This window comes from Pseudomonas argentinensis, from assembly GCF_001839655.2.
Classification (GTDB): Bacteria; Pseudomonadota; Gammaproteobacteria; order Pseudomonadales; family Pseudomonadaceae; genus Aquipseudomonas; species Aquipseudomonas argentinensis_B.
Genome location: NZ_CP056087.1, coordinates 2054677 through 2070724 on the forward strand (window position 1 = coordinate 2054677; position 16048 = coordinate 2070724).

At 61.0% G+C, this 16048-nt stretch carries 17 protein-coding genes, 1 tRNA gene and 2 pseudogenes; 10 read left to right on the top strand and 10 right to left on the bottom strand.

From position 1 onward, the window contains the following. The gene (locus tag SA190iCDA_RS09085; protein ID WP_419203832.1) at positions 1-426 is read left to right on the top strand and encodes a group I truncated hemoglobin; all 426 of its coding nucleotides are present in this window, start codon (positions 1-3) and stop codon (positions 424-426) included. A gap of 139 nt (positions 427-565) precedes the next feature. Next, positions 566-1021, top strand: a complete 456-nt coding sequence (locus SA190iCDA_RS09090; RefSeq protein WP_070886640.1) for a GNAT family N-acetyltransferase — start codon at positions 566-568, stop codon at positions 1019-1021. A gap of 220 nt (positions 1022-1241) precedes the next feature. On the opposite strand, the gene SA190iCDA_RS09095 is transcribed toward SA190iCDA_RS09090, so the two are convergent. The 3 genes from SA190iCDA_RS09095 to imuA are packed head-to-tail and all read right to left on the bottom strand — an operon-like array spanning position 1242 to position 6356. Beyond that, a complete protein-coding gene (locus tag SA190iCDA_RS09095) occupies positions 1242-4328 on the bottom strand; it encodes an error-prone DNA polymerase (protein WP_070886641.1) in 3087 nt (1028 codons plus the stop codon). Then, a complete protein-coding gene (locus SA190iCDA_RS09100; protein WP_070886642.1) occupies positions 4325-5734 on the bottom strand; it encodes a Y-family DNA polymerase in 1410 nt (469 codons plus the stop codon). The genes SA190iCDA_RS09095 and SA190iCDA_RS09100 overlap by 4 nt, the downstream gene beginning before the upstream one ends. Position 5735: 1 nt before the next feature. Next, on the bottom strand, positions 5736-6356 hold the full coding sequence (gene imuA, locus SA190iCDA_RS09105; RefSeq protein ID WP_070886643.1) for a translesion DNA synthesis-associated protein ImuA: 621 nt from the start codon (positions 6354-6356) through the stop codon (positions 5736-5738). Between the two features lie 304 nt (positions 6357-6660). On the opposite strand from imuA, the gene SA190iCDA_RS09110 reads away from it, so the two are divergent. Then, positions 6661-6750: transfer RNA gene (locus tag SA190iCDA_RS09110), tRNA-Ser, on the top strand. Between the two features lie 52 nt (positions 6751-6802). Here the strand turns inward: SA190iCDA_RS09110 and SA190iCDA_RS09115 are convergent. The 3 genes from SA190iCDA_RS09115 to SA190iCDA_RS09125 form a co-directional block, all read right to left on the bottom strand. After that, the gene (locus SA190iCDA_RS09115; RefSeq protein ID WP_070886644.1) at positions 6803-7138 is read right to left on the bottom strand and encodes a type II toxin-antitoxin system mRNA interferase toxin, RelE/StbE family; all 336 of its coding nucleotides are present in this window, start codon (positions 7136-7138) and stop codon (positions 6803-6805) included. After that, positions 7135-7413, bottom strand: coding sequence for an antitoxin of toxin-antitoxin stability system (locus tag SA190iCDA_RS09120; protein WP_083329828.1), 279 nt, complete (start codon positions 7411-7413; stop codon positions 7135-7137). Before SA190iCDA_RS09120 ends, SA190iCDA_RS09115 begins: the two co-directional genes overlap by 4 nt. Positions 7414-7498: 85 nt before the next feature. Then, on the bottom strand, positions 7499-7708 hold the full coding sequence (locus SA190iCDA_RS09125) for a DNA-binding protein (RefSeq protein ID WP_070886646.1): 210 nt from the start codon (positions 7706-7708) through the stop codon (positions 7499-7501). A 90-nt stretch (positions 7709-7798) separates the two neighbouring features. Between SA190iCDA_RS09125 and SA190iCDA_RS09130 the strand changes: the two genes are divergently transcribed. The 3 genes from SA190iCDA_RS09130 (at position 7799) to SA190iCDA_RS09140 (ending at position 9830) form a co-directional block, all read left to right on the top strand. Next, complete coding sequence (locus tag SA190iCDA_RS09130; RefSeq protein ID WP_236101142.1) at positions 7799-8101, top strand: DNA-binding protein; 303 nt, start codon at positions 7799-7801, stop codon at positions 8099-8101. Between the two features lie 54 nt (positions 8102-8155). Next, the gene (locus SA190iCDA_RS09135; protein ID WP_139159520.1) at positions 8156-8845 is read left to right on the top strand and encodes a hypothetical protein; all 690 of its coding nucleotides are present in this window, start codon (positions 8156-8158) and stop codon (positions 8843-8845) included. Between the two features lie 232 nt (positions 8846-9077). After that, positions 9078-9830 carry a hypothetical protein gene (locus SA190iCDA_RS09140; protein ID WP_083329829.1) on the top strand — a complete coding sequence of 251 codons (753 nt, stop codon included), beginning with the start codon at positions 9078-9080 and terminating at the stop codon, positions 9828-9830. Here SA190iCDA_RS09140 and SA190iCDA_RS09145 read toward each other — a convergent pair. Both SA190iCDA_RS09145 and yghU read right to left on the bottom strand, forming a co-directional pair. Further along, positions 9814-10389, bottom strand: a complete 576-nt coding sequence (locus SA190iCDA_RS09145; protein ID WP_139159521.1) for a hypothetical protein — start codon at positions 10387-10389, stop codon at positions 9814-9816. The genes SA190iCDA_RS09140 and SA190iCDA_RS09145 overlap by 17 nt on opposite strands. Before the next feature lie 756 nt (positions 10390-11145). Continuing rightward, the gene (gene yghU, locus SA190iCDA_RS09150; RefSeq protein ID WP_070886648.1) at positions 11146-11985 is read right to left on the bottom strand and encodes a glutathione-dependent disulfide-bond oxidoreductase; all 840 of its coding nucleotides are present in this window, start codon (positions 11983-11985) and stop codon (positions 11146-11148) included. A gap of 297 nt (positions 11986-12282) precedes the next feature. Here yghU and SA190iCDA_RS09155 point away from each other — a divergent pair, with 297 nt between their 5' ends. Then, positions 12283-12732, top strand: coding sequence for a DNA methylase (locus SA190iCDA_RS09155; RefSeq protein WP_070886649.1), 450 nt, complete (start codon positions 12283-12285; stop codon positions 12730-12732). Positions 12733-12760: 28 nt separating this feature from the next. Here the strand turns inward: SA190iCDA_RS09155 and SA190iCDA_RS09160 are convergent, their stop codons facing one another. Further along, positions 12761-13252, bottom strand: coding sequence for a hypothetical protein (locus tag SA190iCDA_RS09160; protein ID WP_070886650.1), 492 nt, complete (start codon positions 13250-13252; stop codon positions 12761-12763). 203 nt (positions 13253-13455) lie between these two features. Here SA190iCDA_RS09160 and SA190iCDA_RS09165 point away from each other — a divergent pair, with 203 nt between their 5' ends. The 3 genes and pseudogenes from SA190iCDA_RS09165 to SA190iCDA_RS23385 all read left to right on the top strand — a co-directional run bounded on the left by SA190iCDA_RS09165 (position 13456) and on the right by SA190iCDA_RS23385 (position 15753). Beyond that, positions 13456-14001: a DUF4124 domain-containing protein gene (locus SA190iCDA_RS09165; protein WP_070886651.1), complete on the top strand. Its 546-nt coding sequence runs from the start codon at positions 13456-13458 to the stop codon at positions 13999-14001. Between the two features lie 708 nt (positions 14002-14709). Beyond that, positions 14710-14832: pseudogene (locus SA190iCDA_RS23380) on the top strand (hypothetical protein); the annotation flags it as partial. Positions 14833-15048: 216 nt separating this feature from the next. After that, positions 15049-15753: a methyl-accepting chemotaxis protein gene (locus tag SA190iCDA_RS23385; protein WP_419203914.1), complete on the top strand. Its 705-nt coding sequence runs from the start codon at positions 15049-15051 to the stop codon at positions 15751-15753. Between the two features lie 32 nt (positions 15754-15785). On the opposite strand, the pseudogene SA190iCDA_RS09175 reads toward SA190iCDA_RS23385, so the two are convergent. Next, positions 15786-15995: pseudogene (locus SA190iCDA_RS09175) on the bottom strand (hypothetical protein); the annotation flags it as partial. Positions 15996-16048: the final 53 nt, after the last annotated feature.

Consider the following 16048-nt stretch of genomic DNA (forward strand, 5'->3'; position numbering starts at 1 on the left):
ATGCTGCGTTCACTCTGCGTGGCGCTGCTGGCGCTGGTGTTGATCGGTTGCGCGCAGCAGCCGGCCAAGGACGACAGCCTGTACCGCGACCTGGGCGAAAAACCCGGCATCACCCGTATCGTCGAGGGCATGCTGATCAACGTGGCAGGCGACCCGCGCATCGTGCAGTTCTTTGCCAGGGTGGATATCGCCGGGCTGCGTGACAAGCTGGTCGACAAGTTCTGCGTGATCGCCGGTGGGCCCTGCGTGTACACCGGCGACTCCCTCGAGGAGAGCCACAAGGGCCAGAACCTGTCGCCCAGCCACTTCAATGCCCTGGTCGAGAACCTGCAGGCCTCGATGGACAGCCAGGGCGTGCCGACGCCCGTGCAGAACCGCTTGCTGGCCCGCCTGGCCGCCCTGCGTGGGCAGGTGATCGAGAAGTAGAGCGGCTGCGCCCATGACGAAAGGGGGCGAAGCGGGTAGAGTCACCGGCTGTCCCCCTAAACCTCTTTTCGGACACCTCTAAAAACGTAGGCGATGGCAACTCAGGTAGTTTTTAGAGGTGACCTTTCGTGAGCCGACCATGTCCGTCACCTGGCACTGCAAACACCACACCGAACTGACCAAGACCGAGCTGTACGCTGCGTTGGCGCTGCGTACCCAGGTGTTCGTGGTCGAGCAGAACTGCCCGTATCTGGAAGTCGATGGCCGTGACCTGGAGGGCGATACCTGCCACCTGCTGGGCTGGCTCGGCGACGATCTGGTGGCTTACCTGCGCCTGCTCGACCCCGGCCTCAACGACGGCGAGGTGGTTATCGGCCGCGTGGTCACCGCGCCCAGCGCGCGGGGCACGGGGCTTGGCCACGGCATGATGGAGCAGGCCCTGCTGGCCTGCGGGCTGCGCTGGCCAGGCCTGCCCATATACATGTCGGCCCAGGCGCACCTGCAGGGTTATTACGGCCGCTATGGGTTCGAGGTGGCTACCGATGAATACCTGGAAGACGATATTCCCCATATCGGGATGCGCCGGATGCTGTAAGCAACGGTTCTGCAGCACTAACCGTACCCTGTGGGAGCGCGCGGGGATGCCTAGTCCATGCGCGCGAAAAGCTCACGGGCCTGCACTGGGCATCTCCGCCCGTTCCCATAAAATCGGGCGCATGGCGCCCTCCCACAAAAGACTGGATCAACCCCCATACCGGTGGCAGCCCATCAAAACGGCAGCCAAACTACAACCGCCGACCCGCTGCATCCCCGCCTCAATGAAAATCCCGGCTGCGCACATCCAGCCCCACTAGCCAGTCGGTCAGGTCGACCAGCCGCCCGGCGATCACGTGCTGCACGCCCTTGGCGGCTTCCAGATGGCCGTCGATGCGCAGCAGGCGCGATTGCAGCAGCGTCTTGCGCTGGCGCTCGGCCAGCTCCAGGCGTACCAGCACATTGATCATGCCGAACTCGTCTTCCAGGGTGACGAAGGTCACGCCGCTGGCAGTCTGTGGGCGCTGGCGGCCGATCACCAGGCCGGCCACGCTGACCATCCTGCCGGGTTCCACACGCTCCAGTTCGCGACGGCTGCGGCAGCGGGCGGCCCTGAGTTTGCCGCGCAGCAACGCCAGCGGATGGGGGCCGAGGGTGGTGCCGAGGGTTGCATAGTCGGTCAGCAGGTTTTCACCGACGCTGGGGCGCGGCAGGTTGATGGCGACCTCCTGTTGTGCCGGCAAACTGGCGAACAGGGGCAACTGCGGCTCCACCCCGGCGATGGCCCAGCGCGCCTGGTGGCGATGGCCGACCAACGCCTGCAGGGCGCCCGCGTCGGCCAGGCGCGCGCGGGCGTTGTTATCCAGGCGGGCGCGCTGGCAGAGGTCGGCGATATCGCTGAATGCGGCCTGCTCGCGGGCAGTGGCGATGCGCAGCGCGGCGTCTTCGCGAAAGCCCTTGACCAGGCACAGCCCCAGGCGAATGGCCGGTTGCGGCTTGCCGACGTCTTCCAGGGTGCACTCCCAGGCGCTGTAGCGCACGTCTACCGGGTGAATGCGCAAGCCGTGGCGGCGGACGTCCTGCAGCACCTGGTCGGGGTTGTAGAAACCCATCGGCCAACTGTTGATCGGCGCGCAGGCGAAGGCCGCCGGCTCGTGGCACTTGAGCCAGCAACTGGCATAGGTGAGCAGGGCGAAGCTGGAGGCATGGGATTCGGGAAAGCCGTAGCTGCCAAAGCCCTTGATCTGCTCGAAGATGCGGTTGATGTATTCGATCGGGTAGTCCTTCTCGAGCATGCGCTTGGTCAGTCGCTCGCGGTGCGGTTCCAGACCGCCGTGGCGCTTCCAGGCCGCCATGGCGCGGCGCAACTCATCGGCTTCGCCGGGGGTGTAATCGGCGGCGATGATCGCCAATTCCATCACCTGTTCCTGGAACAGCGGCACGCCCAGGGTGCGCTCGAACACCGGCTGCAGCTCCTCGGAGGGGTAGGTGACCTTTTCTTCCCCGGTTCGACGGCGCAGGTAGGGGTGCACCATATCGCCCTGGATCGGCCCCGGCCGCACGATGGCCACCTGGATCACCAGGTCATAGAAGGTCTTTGGCCGCAGGCGCGGCAGCATGGCCATCTGCGCCCGGGATTCGATCTGGAACACGCCCAGGGTGTCGGCGCGGCTGATCATCTCGTAGGTGGCCGGGTCCTCGGCCGGCAGGCTGGCCAGCGTCCAGCGTTTGCCGCGGTAGGCGGCCAGCAGGTCGAAGCAGCGGCGCAGGGCGCTGAGCATGCCGAGGGCCAGCACGTCGACCTTGAGCAGACCGACGGCGTCGAGATCGTCCTTGTCCCACTGGATCACGGTGCGCTCGGCCATGCTGGCGTTTTCCACCGGCACCAGGGTGTCGAGGGGCGTCTCGGAAATCACGAAGCCGCCGGGGTGCTGGGAGAGGTGACGGGGAAAGCCGATCAGCTCGCCAGCCAGCACCAGCACGCGGTGCAACACCTTGCTCTGCGGGTCGAAGCCGGCTTCGCGCAGGCGTTCGGCATCCGGGATGCGATCGCTCCAGCGCCCGCAGCAACCGGCCAGGGCGTTGATCTGGTCGGGCGGCAAGCCCAGGGCCTTGGCCACGTCACGAATCGCGCCGGCGCCATGGTAGGTGCTGACCACCGCGGTCAGCGCCGCGCGCTCGCGGCCATAACGGCGAAACACGTACTGGATGACTTCCTCGCGGCGGTCGTGCTCGAAATCCACGTCGATATCCGGCGGCTCGTTGCGCTCGCGGGACAGGAAACGCTCGAACAGCAGGCGGCTGTCCTTGGCCATCGGGTTGAGTTCGGTGATGCCCAGGGCGAAGCACACCGAGGAGTTGGCCGCCGAGCCACGGCCCTGGCAGAGAATCGACTGCTCGCGGGCGAAACGCACGATGTCGTGCACGGTGAGGAAATAGCTTTCGTAGCCCAGCTCGCTGATCAGCGCCAGTTCCCTTTCGATCTGCGCCCGCGTCTTGTCGCTGATGCCATCTCCCCAGCGCCAGCGGATACCGTCCTCGACCAGTTGGCGCAGCCAGGAGCTGGCGTCATGACCGGCCGGCACCAGCTCATGGGGATACTGGTACTTGAGCTCTTTGAGATCGAACCGGCAGCGCTCGGCGATATGCAGGCTTTCGCTGAGCAGCTCGGGCGGATACAGCTCGGCCAGTTCCTCACGGCGGCGCAGGTGGCGCTCGCCATTGGCGAACAGATGGGCGCCGGCTTCGGCCACGGGCAGGTGGTGGCGGATGGCGGTCATGCAGTCCTGCAGGGCGCGGCGGCCACGGGCGTGCATATGCACGTCGCCACAGGCCACGGCAGGGATGCCCAGTTGCCGGGCCAGGCCTAGGCCATGCTGCAGCAACGCCGCATCGTCGGCACCGCGGTGCAGCTCCACCCCCAGCCACAGGCGTTCGGCAAAGCGCTCACGCAGCCAGGCACCAGCCATGGCGTTGTCGTCCGGTGCCGGCAGCCAGATGGCCAGCAACCCGTCCGGCTCCACGGGCAGATCCTCGTCGAGCAGGATGTAGTGGCCCTTTTCCGCACGCCGCCGGGCGCGGGTAATCAGCGCACACAAACGCTGGTAACCGGCGAGATTCTCGACCAGCACAACCAGCCGGGCGCCGTTCTGCAGCCTCAGCTCGCTACCGACGATCAGCTTCACGTCGTGCTCCTTGGCGGCCTGCCAGGCCCGCACGATGCCGGCCAGGGTGCATTCGTCGGTGATCGCCAGGGCGCGATAGCCGAGCAGCTTGGCGCGCTCGAACAGCTCGGCAGCGCTGGAGGCACCGCGCTGGAAACTGAAGTTCGACAGGCAGTGCAGCTCGGCGTAGTCGGGGAGGCTCATGCGAACCAGCCGTGCAGCCGCAACGGGCCGTCTTCGCCGACGCTGCGAAAGGCCCAGCCGCGCTGGCCGCTGCGGGTCTCGATCAGGTAGTAGTCGCGGCGCACGTCCTCGCCGTCCCACCAGCCGGACTCGATGCGCTCCGGGCCGCTGAGAATCTGCAGCGGCTCGCGCAGCACCTGCGGTTCCGGTAGCAACCAGCTGGGCCGCGCGCCGCTCGGGCTGGGCAGTGCCGCGCGGCTTGTATCGGTGCGCCAGGCCTTCTCCGGGCGGTGATCGGCATGGGCGGCCAGGCTTTGCACGGCGTCGTCGCCCAGGCGCGCGCGCAGGCGTTCACGCAGTTGTTCCCAGCCCAGGGTTTGTTGTGGGCGATCCTCAAAGAGTGCCTGATGCTGCGGCACGAAAGTCGGCAGGTCGCGGGCCACCAGGCGCAGCGCCAGCACCGGTGACGGCAGTTGCAGCTGCTCCAGGCGGCCGCGGGTGAACTCCAGCAGCATGGCCGCCTCCCGCTCGGCACTGAGCAGGCCAACGGGCAGCAGGCTGTCTTCACCGTCACGGTGCTCCAGGTGCAGCACGAAACGCTGCACGCCGCAGTCCCGGCCCGCCAGGTAGGCGGCCAGGTCCGCGGTCAGGCGGCGTAGCGGAAACAGCAGGGCCTGGGTCGACTCCACCTCGAAGTGCAGCTCCAGTCGGCTGTCGAACACATCCGGTGGGCGGTAGTAATCCAGCGCCAGCGGGCGCAGGCCCATCAGGGTATCCAGGCCGGCCAGCAACTCAGGCGGGAAGCGCCGCGCCAGGCTGTCGCGGGGCAGCGCCTGCAGCTGGCGCACCTGGCGCAGGCCCATGCGCGCCAGCGTCGTGGCCAGCTCCTCGGGCAGACCGATGCGATCCAGCGGCATGGCCGCCAGGCGCTCGCGCAGTGCCTGCTCGTCGGTGATCGCCAAACCATCGTGCAGGTTGGCGAGCATGCGCGCTGCAGCCGGGTGGTGCGCCAGGGTGATGCGATGGCGAAACCCCAGGCCCGTCAGCTCCTCACGCAAGCGCGCCTCGAAGCGAGGCCAGGGCCCGAACAGGGACAGGCTCGATTGCACCTCGAGCAGCAGGCAGCGCGGATAGTGCAGGCTCACCTGGGAGCTGAAACCGTAGGCCCAGGCAGCCAGGAAGCTGCGCCAGCGCTCGATATCGGCGGGCTCGTACTCGGCACTGGCGAACGCGCAGTTCAGGGATTGCGCCGCCGTCAGCGTCAGCCCGGGGCGCAAGCCGAGTGCCCGGGCGGGCGAATTGACCGCCTGCAACACGCGTCGCTGGGGCGTGCCGCTCAGCAGTACCAATGGCGCATCGTGGTCCTCACGGCCACGCAGCACGCCGTCCATGGCCAGTTGCGGCAACAGGATGCAGGCCCAGCGCATCTCAAAGCCCCCAGGCGCTCAAGGCAAACGCCCGTGCCGGCGGCTGCCCACCTCGGCACTTGAGCACCCGTACTTGCGCGGGCTGCGCCTGGATGGTCAGGCGCAGGGCCGCCGGAGAAGGGTTGCGCGCCTCAAACAGCGGGCGGTAGGCAAAGGCCAGGGTCTGCCCGGTTTCCGCGGCGATCTGCAGGCGGCGCAGGGCACGGTCATCGGCACGCTGCGGCCACAGCACCACCGCGCCGCAACTGCCCGAGCGCAGGCACTGCTCGGCCGCCCACAAGGCATCCCGTGGACTCGCCTGGATCAGCGTCAGCTGCTTCATCTCTACACCCGCCGCCAACCAGGCGCTGGGGTAGGGCAGGTAGGGCGGTGCGACCAGTACCACCCGCTCCCCGGCAGCGCTCAGGCGCGCCAAGGTCGCCAGCACCATGCGCAACTCACCAATACCCGGCGCCTCGACCAGGAGCTCGCTCAACGCCGCCTCCGGCCAGCCACCGCCTGGCAGCGACGCATCCAGCGCCGCATTGCCCGTGGGCTGGTGGCCATTGGGCGCGACAATGCCCTGGCCGCGCCAGATACGGCGTTCATTGAGCAGATGATCGATAGCAACGACGGAGGACATGGCAGGCAGGTGGCAAGAAAAATACTGTTTAAATGTACAGTATTCTGTTGCGCCAGCAAGCCAGTATCCGCCGAGTGGATGGTGCTCGATTCTGGCTGCGCTGCTCCTCTGCCGAGCGGCTTCAACTGCAGAGCTCCGAGGCAGAGGGCTATGGAACGCCGAATCCAGCGTTGCAGGCGTGCCGATCAGCCTAGGGCAGCGCAGCTGTTACCCAGCGAATGAGCCAAGCATTTGATAGCACGCGAAAAAAATTACGCAATGGGCTTCGCCAAACGGATTTCTGCTGATATCATGCGCGCCGCCTGGGAAGATGCCGGAGTGGCCGAACGGGACGGATTCGAAATCCGTTGTATCAGCGATGGTACCTAGGGTTCAAATCCCTATCTTCCCGCCATATCTCAAGCCTAAGCCCCTGAAATTCCTAGAGTTTTGGGGGCTTTTGCTTTTCAGGGCCTTCCGACTGTCGAAACAGTGTCGAAAGGCATAATGGCTTGCTGCTCAACCCTGGAGCGGGGCCACATCCTGGCGACATGCACCAAGGCGAGAGTCCAGACCGCATCATTTTCAGCCTGATAGATGAGCCGGTAGTTTTCGTGGGGAATCAATTCGCGGGTGCCGACGATCTGTCCCAACCTGCCCTTGTCGGGAAAGTCTCTCAGGGATGCTGCTGCAGCACTGAACAGCTCATCCATACGTACGGCTGCTGGCGGGTTATCTGTCGCGATGTAGTCCCATATATCCAAACGATCCTGCTCAGCTTCGGGCGTCCAGATAACCTTCATTCGTGACCCAAAGCCTTAGCGCGGCGTGCAGCAAATGCGGCTTCTACATCTTCATTGGATCGACCACGACCAGCCTCGACAGAAGCTCTGGCAACAGCCACTTTGCGCTGAACAAATTCATCATGCGCCTTGGCTTGTTGCTGCTGGCGAATGTAATCGCGCATAAGGTCACGCATTATCTGAGAGGCTGGGAGGCGTGCAGCTTGTGCAGCAGCCATGAATCCGTCACGCAGTTCAGGCTCCAGCTTCAGGTTGAATACAGCTTCTTTAGCCATGACAGACACCCTTGATCGTGTGTACGACGTATATACGTTTTCAAGCATGGTAAGCCAAGACTCAGAGACTGTCAGCAAAGAGCTGCTATGCCTCCTGCTCAAGCAGCCAATGGCGGAGCATGGCGCTGTTGACCATGCGGCGTTTGCCGAGCTTCACGGTGGGCAGCACACCACGCATGGCCCAGGAGCGAGCGGTGTCGTAGGTGATGCCGTTGCGATCCGCCCAGGTTTCGATGGTTTCAACGTCCTGTTGCGGGCCTATCAGCTTGTTGGCGTCCAGCTCTTCTAGTCCCATGTCGTTCCGTGCCTATTCGTGTCAATATTCGAGGCAGTGAACTTGCCTCATGGATATAGTCCATATGGATAATATCCATAGAGGGGCATTATGGCAATATTCCATAAATGGTATTTGTTAATGGCTCAAGGCATGGCCGATAGAGCGCATCAATTGCTGAACGCAACCAGCCTCAAAGAGCTGGCAGAGGTGAACAGCAAGGACTACGTGCGCTGGCAAAGCATCAAGAGAGGAAGAGCGCGCATTGGTGCGGAAGAGGTGGAGCTTCTAGGGAAGCTGTACCCGCAATATCGCTGGTGGCTAATGACTGGGGAGGTCATGCCAGATAAAGGACAAGTTAGCCCCGACTACGACGAGGCCAACCGAAACTTGCCCAATCAGAACGCGGGATAGCGATTACATCGGAAGTAGCTAAACGTTGGTATGCCCGAGCAAAAGGAGATTGGTGTGGCGCAGAAGAGTTTAAATAAATATATATTGTCTATAGTGATTTTGGCGCTTTTGTTGCCGGCGGCATTTATGGGCGGAGTGATCTTATCTGAAACGATTAAAGATGACTTCTTACTGACTGCCGACTCTTTGTCTTCATGGATATCTGCTGGGGCAACGGTGGCGATAGCTGTTTTGACTTTTATACTGGCTAAAGAGACGTGGTACCTAAGGGCGGCGCAGACTAAGCAGCTCTCAGAGTTGCAGAGGGACTCTATTAAACCTTATGTGGATTTTTCGCTGGTTCATAGTCGGGTCGATTTTCATTTTATTGAGTTAAAGATTGCAAATTATGGTCGCGGTGTTGCAAAGAATATTAAATTTAAGCTACTGAGCGATCTTGATGGTATTGGCATTGAAGACGCCAATCCAGTGGTTGACAGCATTTTTAAGCTTGGGGCTATAAAAAGCGGTATATCGAATTTAGGTATAGGGCAGGTTTATAAGAGCTTTGTGTTTGGCTTTTTGGATGTTATTGGAAAAATTGGTGAGGATAAGGTTTTCTTAACAAGGTTTTCAATTGAGATCACTTATTTCGATACCCAAGGATACGAGTATAGGAATACTGTTTTAATTGATATGTCGTCATTTTCCGGCATCATTGAGCTAGGGGGGGTGACCCTGTTTACAAAATGGCAAAAAGCTTAGAGAAAATTAGTGCCTGGGCTCAAGGCCTAACAAGTAGTGGTGAAAGAATTAATGTGAACTCATACTCTAATGCTGATCGAGTCCGAGAAGGGAAAGCTTTAGAAGCTAGGTATAAGGCCTTCCAGAAAGCTAAGATAGATAAGCAAATAAACCCTGAAGGTTCGAGCTGAGCAGAGATGTACGTTCAATATACTTTTCTCCTATTTAAATGGGGGCAGCACAAGGAATAGTGATGAGAGCTGATAAGGAAGATGTTCCTGATTACCTGAAGCCACGAAAGAAACAAGGCCCATGGCGAACGCTGGCAATCTTGGGTGTTGGCTCTGCAATCTTTTGGGGCTTGGTAACAGTATTCGCAAAACCCATCGTGATCGACGTGGCACAGCTCAAGCAGGCAATCCGCTTTGGCGGTGAGCCCATATTCAGCCAGCAGCCTGCACAGCCTCAGCAGGCGCCAGCCGAAGCACTACAAGGCAATGATCAAGACTGGATCAGATCCAGCCAAGCCCAACAGACCATCCAAGCTAACCGCGAGCTTGAAGAATGGTCACGCCAACGCGCCCAGGAAACCCACGAACGGCAAACGGTATTCAACGATAATAACTACACGCCTAAGCAGCCTGTAAACACCTACAAGCCGGCACCCGCACCAGTTCAACAGATCGCATCAGTAGAGCAGCCAAGACAACAGCAACGCAGCGTGCAGCGTGAGCGTACTTCCAGGTGGATTAAAAGCTGGAATGGTGGCACCAATTATCTGGCCGAGTGGATATCCGTTAACAACCACATTGACGGCACCACCGTATGCGCGAACCACAAGCGTGGTTCAATTGACTATCGCGAATGCCGTAAAGCTGCCAAACAGCATTATCACGAGGAGTGCCGCACCTGGCGCGCTCGCTATGATAACGATCGAAAAACAAATAGCGACCTGATGAGGGATCGCTACTGTGTCGCTGCAAGTAGTTTTAATCCGATGGGTTAGTGGTTGTTAGCTCTAGCTGTTTGTTGATTTTTGATCTGGCCAAATAGCAAGTGAGCAGAAACGCTGCTGGCGGAATCAGGTGCATTGAGGCAATCAAAAGTATGGATGCAGCCAAAGCCTTAGCGGTTGGGCCAGACCAATAAGAAATTTCAAGCAACTTGTAATCTGATACTTGATTTAAAATCCCTAGTATCGCAGTCATGCTTAAAATGTAAAAAGCAAGCTGTGTGAGTCCGTACAGATATACAGGTGCGATATGGCTTGAAAAGGCTTGGTTATTTCGCATTGAGAAAACTACGAAGATAAAAATGGAGGCGCTTGTAATGAGTCTAAAATAAGCTATTTCAAGTGCGAATGTTGTCAGGTACATGTGGTGCAAAAAAGAGACGCTTCCAGCTCTAGTGAGAGTTCCTTTCTGAGCAGCAAGCAAATAGTTTATATCGCTCCAAAATAGATAAGCCGTAATGGCTGCAAGCAGTACCAATAGGCCGGTGACAGCAATAGAGGTGGCTGAAGGTTTAACACGGACTGATGCAGATGGCTGAAACGGATTACTCATGTTAATGGCTCAATTGGGAAGGGGGCATTCAATTCAAAAGGAATGAGGCTCAGAAACGGTTGTGATGCTGGGTTTCTAGTGGTCTACTTATTAGAGTAACAGCGAGATATTACGTGTCTCTTGCTTTTGCAAAAGTGCTCGCCTATATAAGGTGGCATGTTGCTTGCGGTAAAATGGGCGGTAGCAAAAAATGCTATCAATAATATAAATGCAATTATATTCATGAATTTGCTGCCACCAAATCTTTTCCTCCAGCGACTCGCAATTGCTAAGATAAAAAGGCAAAGAAAAGGAATGATGCAAAGGGCAATAGCAAGGCCTGTTAGCGTGATTGGCTTGGTAGACGTTATAGCGATGAGAATCAGCATTCCTGCCATAGGGAAGTGCCGAAGCCTTCGGGGCCATGGATTGTTTTTCATTACAGGTCGCATATCTATCCTTAGATGCGAAGAAATCGCAGCGGGCTTCAATCGTCACCTAAGGGCAATTGACTGGTCAAGGTGCGGGCAAGACGTTCTCAACGAATCATGAAATGTGTCGAAAAAGTGTCGAAAATACTGTGCCGAATAGTCATGAATCGACACGCTGAGCCCCAGTAAAATCACAGAGTGGCACGTACTGTGCCGTACTGATACCGCTCAAAAACGGGTTCAAATCCCCATGTCTCGTGCATAAAACAAGCCCTGATGTTGTGCATAATCAGGGCTTTGTAGTTCACCTGCGGCAAGCGCGAAGCCTCGCCGAGATCGTCTCACCTCAGGCCAAATCCGCAGCCTGGTGCCGCTCCGGCACCTGCTCGGACTCATCGCCCCAGGTGCGATTCACCCGGCGGCCACGTTTTACCGCTTCGCGCTCGGCGATTTCGTTGGCCCAGCGTTGCACGTGGGTGTACTCGTGGGCAGAGAGGAACTCGGCGGCGCCGTAGACGTTGTTGCGCACCAGCTCGCCATACCAGGGCCACACGGCGATATCGGCGATGGTGTAGGTGTCGCCGGCCAGGTAGCGGTTCTGCGCCAGGCGCTGGTCGAGCACGTCCAACTGGCGCTTGGCTTCCATGGTGAAGCGGTTGATGGCGTACTCGAACTTCTCCGGGGCATAGGCGTAGAAGTGCCCGAAGCCGCCGCCCAGGTAGGGCGCCGAACCCATTTGCCAGAACAGCCAGTTGAGGGTTTCGGTACGGCCGGCCGGATCCTCTGGCAGGAACTCACCGAACTTTTCCGCCAGGTACAGCAGGATCGAGCCGGACTCGAACACGCGGATCGGCGTGTCGCCGCTGCGGTCGAGCAGGGCGGGGATCTTCGAGTTCGGGTTGACGCCCACGAAGCCGCTGGAGAACTGGTCGCCTTCGCCAATGCGGATCAGCCAGGCGTCGTACTCGGCGCCGCCGTGCCCCAGGGCCAGCAGCTCCTCGAGCAGGATGGTCACCTTCACGCCATTGGGCGTTGCCAGGGAATAGAGCTGCAGCGGGTGCTTGCCGACCGGCAGTTCCTTGTCGTGGGTCGCGCCGGCGGTGGGGCGGTTGATCTTGGAGAACTGGCCACCGGAAGCTTCAAGGTGCTGCCATACCTTTGGCGGAACATAGGTTGTTTGGGTCATCGAATCCTCGCTATCGGCGTGATGGGGCAATGCAGGTGAACGCGAGGCTAGCCCCATTACGCCTGTTATTCGAGAGGCCATGGTGCATGTTGGATATCGACCGGGTTGATGGTGGGCCGATTAGCCGACGGACAGATTCCCTCCAGGCCCGCGTGTGCATTAAAGAAGGCGCAGCTTGTGATCCAACTGCAGCTGAAACCTCATGGGCCCCCGGGGTTCTGACTTGAGGTAGGGCAGACCGGGCGTTGCTGGCCTGGCATTCAGCCACGGCTTGGCGGATTGGCGAGGAGGGCATGCATGGCCGAAAAACGTATCAGCGCACAACAGCTTGGGCTCGAGGCCGGGCTCGACAAGGCGGATGAGAGGGCGCTGTTCAAGTGGCTGCTGGCAAGCTTCGTGTTCGGCAAACCGATCCAGCAGGCGGTGGCCGAGCGGGCCTACCGGGTCCTCGTCGAGCAGCAGGGGCTGGACACGCCTGCCAAGCTCGTCCACTGCAGCCAACAGCAACTGGTGCGGCTGCTCGGCCAGGCGCGCTACGTGCGGTACGACATTTCCACGGCCGCGCGCCTGCACAAACTCAGCCGCAAGTTACTGGACGACTACGCTGGCACCGTCACCGCCATCCGCCAGCAAAGTCCCTGTCGGCACGAGTTCGTGCAGCGCTTGCTGGCCTTCGAGGGCATCGGCCCGAAGACGGTGGAAATCTTTATGCGCGAGGCCGAGGCCGGGTTATATGGGCGTGAATGACTGAGGCCATCAACTGAGGCTCGTGGCCTCAGGCGCGCGCGCCGCCACGGGCATTCTTCTTCTGCAGTATCTCCGAGGCCTCGTTGTAGGCTGTCTGGAAGGTTTCGCTGCCGATCCACTGCACGGCGGTGTCTTCGTCCTCGTGGTGGAACAGGCTGCGGTAGACGATCAGCAGGCCCATCATGAAATCGGTCGCCGTTTCCGGGTCTTCCTCGGCGATCACCAGCTCCAGCACCGGGTACTGCAAATACACCAGGCACAGGGCGAGCAGGCTAATGGCTTCGGCCTTGTGCATGGCCTGGAACAGGTCATCGAAGTGGGCCGGGTCGAAGCCGTTCTCCTCGATGTCCTTGAAGTCGAAGGTGCCGAGGTCGATCTCCACGTCATCGAAGGGCTCGTCGATCAGCGGGTTGGCCAGCAACGGGTGCACGACATTGGCCCTGGGCTTGGCCATGCGGTTCTGCCTGGCCTTGGTCTTGGCCCGCTGGGCGCGTTTTTTCTGCTTGTCGGGAGAGGCCATGGCGGCGGATCCTTGTGCGGAGCTGAAAGCGGATGGGCATTGTATGCAGTCTTGGCTGTTTCGTTGCGGCAACTTTATGTAAAGCCATCGTGGGCCCGTTCGCAGATATCAGGCGGCTAGTAAAACCGCCCCTTGGCAAAGCCGTCGCCTGGTTCTAGATTGCCCGCAGCGCAGCCCGCGCTCAGTAAAGGGATTTATCGACCATGCCCATTCGCCAGATACTCGCCTTGCTCGTGCTGTGCAGCCTTTCCCTTCAAGCGCTGAGCCAGGTGTACAGCTGGGTGGACGAAAAGGGGCAAAAGCATTTCGGCAGCCAGCCACCGGCGGCCCAGCAGGTCGAGGCGGTGACGATCAAGCCCGGTTACGCCGGTGAAGCGCGAGCGGCAGCACCTGCTGCGCCCGCCCAGGCGGCGCGAACTGAAGCTGCGCCAGCCAAGACGTCGAAGCGCGAAATGTGCCAGAGCGCCATGCGCTGGACGGTCATCGACCTCGAGAACCTGCGCGAGATTGCCGAGGAGCGCAAGAGCGCCGGGCGCATCACGGCAGCCGAATACGCCCAGGCGCAAAAGAACCTGGCCGGTGCCGAGCAGCGGATCACCCTGCAGGACTGCCTGAGCAGCTCGGCCGAGGATCAGCAGCGCTATGAGTGCCTTTCCGGTGGCGCCGGTGTGCTGGCCTGCTCCGGGCTGCTGTCCGCCGCCATGCAGGAGGCCGAGCAGGAGGCCAGGCAGCGGATCGGTAATCCCTAGCCTTCGAGAGACACGGACACACGGTATCGGCAAAAAGCCACTATCTGGACGACTGGTTATCTCGCTGCAATATATCTGTCATGCAATCTTCATAAGCTCGCTACATCTTTCCTCCCGTTCGAGATTTCCATGAGCTTTGGTCGTTCGCTGCGTGCCCAGTTGGTGTTGCTGATTGGCGGTGGCCTGGTGTTGATGTTGCTGATTGCGCTGGCCGGTTTTGCGTTGTTGTCGCGCCAGCTGGATGGCTATGGGGCGCTGCTCAGCGGCCCGCTGGAAGAAGCACGCCAGGTGGACGGCGCCAACCTGGCCTTCAAGATCCAGGTCCAGGAATGGAAGAACGTGCTCCTGCGCGGTGCTGACGAAGCGCAACGCAACCGTTACTGGCAGCAGTTCCAGGATGAAGAGCAGCGGGTGCAGAGGCAGATCGGCACGCTGATCGATACCGCAGACAGCGCCGAGCTGCGCCAGCGGCTGAGCGAGCTGCGCGCCGCCCATGCCGAGATGGGCCAGGCCTATCGCCGTGGCTACCAGGCCTTTGCCGCAGCAGGGTTTTCCGCCCAGGCCGGCGATGCCGCGGTCAAGGGTATCGACCGGGCCACTACCGAGCAGCTGTCGTTGTTGGTCGACGAGTTGCACGCGCGTAGCCAGGCCAGCGCCGGGCAGCTGAGTGAAGATGCCCAGCGCAGCGTGTTATTTGGCAGCCTGGCGATGCTCGGGCTCGGCGTGCTGCTGGCGCTGTTCAGCGCCTGGCTGGTCAACCGACGCATTACCACGCCGCTGCTGCGGGCCACTGGGCAGCTCGAACTGCTCAGCCGTGGGCAGTTCGGCGAACGCCTGAGCGAAGGTCGCGAGGATGAGGTCGGGCAGCTGGCCGAGGCCGCCAATCGCCTGCGCGAGTTCATGCAGGCGCTGTCCCAGCAACTGCGCCGCGGCACCGGTGAACTGGACGCCGCCACGCAAGAGCTGAGCAGCGTGGCCGGGCATATCGGCCAGGGCATTCGCGACCAGTTCACCCGCACCGACCAGGTGGCCACCGCCATGCACGAGATGAGCGCCACGGCCGAGGAGGTGGCGCGCCATGCAGCCAGTGCGGCGCGAGCCGCTGACCAGGCCGACCAGGCGGCCCAGGAGGGTGAAACCACCATGGCCGGTACCATCGCCACCATCGAGCAGCTGCACGGGGAGATCACCCGCACCGCCGAAGTGATCGCCCGGCTCGACAGCGACAGCGAGCGCATCGGTGGCGTGCTGGAAGTGATCCGCGGCATCGCCGACCAGACCAACCTGCTGGCCCTCAACGCTGCCATCGAGGCCGCGCGCGCCGGTGAGGCCGGCCGCGGCTTCGCGGTGGTGGCCGATGAGGTGCGCAACCTGTCGTCGCGCACCGCCAGCTCGATCAGCGAGATTCACCAGTTGATCGCCAACGTGCAGGGCGCCTCCAAGGAGGCCAGCGCCGCGATCGCTGCGGGAGCCCAGCAGAGCGCGGCCGGCAGGGCACAGGTCGGGGTGGCCGGCGAGCGCCTGCACAGCATCACCCGGGCGGTGGAAGCCATCCGCGACATGAACCGGCAGATCGCCACGGCGGCCGAGGAACAGACTTCGGTGGCCGAGGACATCGCCCGCAACCTGGCCGAGATCGTGTCCATCGCCCAAAGCAACGAAGCCGACCTGCAGCGCAGCGAATCGGCGAGCCGCGCCATGCAGGGCCTGTCCGGTGATCTGTCGACGTTGGCGGCGCGCTTGCAGCACTGATCAGACATGGGAAGGAGAGGGCTGAAAGGTCCTCACACCCTGAACTGATCCATCAGCCTCATTTGTTGGTTGGCCAGGCTGTTTGGCTGATTGCTGACCTTCGCCGATTCGCTGGCCTGTTCGGTAAGGGTTTCGGTCACGCTGCGGATGGCGACGACGTTGCGGTTGACCTCTTCGGCCGCCGCGCTCTGCTATTCGGCGGCGCTGGCGATCTGCAGGTTCATGTCACTGATCACCGATACGGCGTCGGGCCAGGTTACGCACCTCGTCGGCCACCACCGCAAAGCCGGCAATG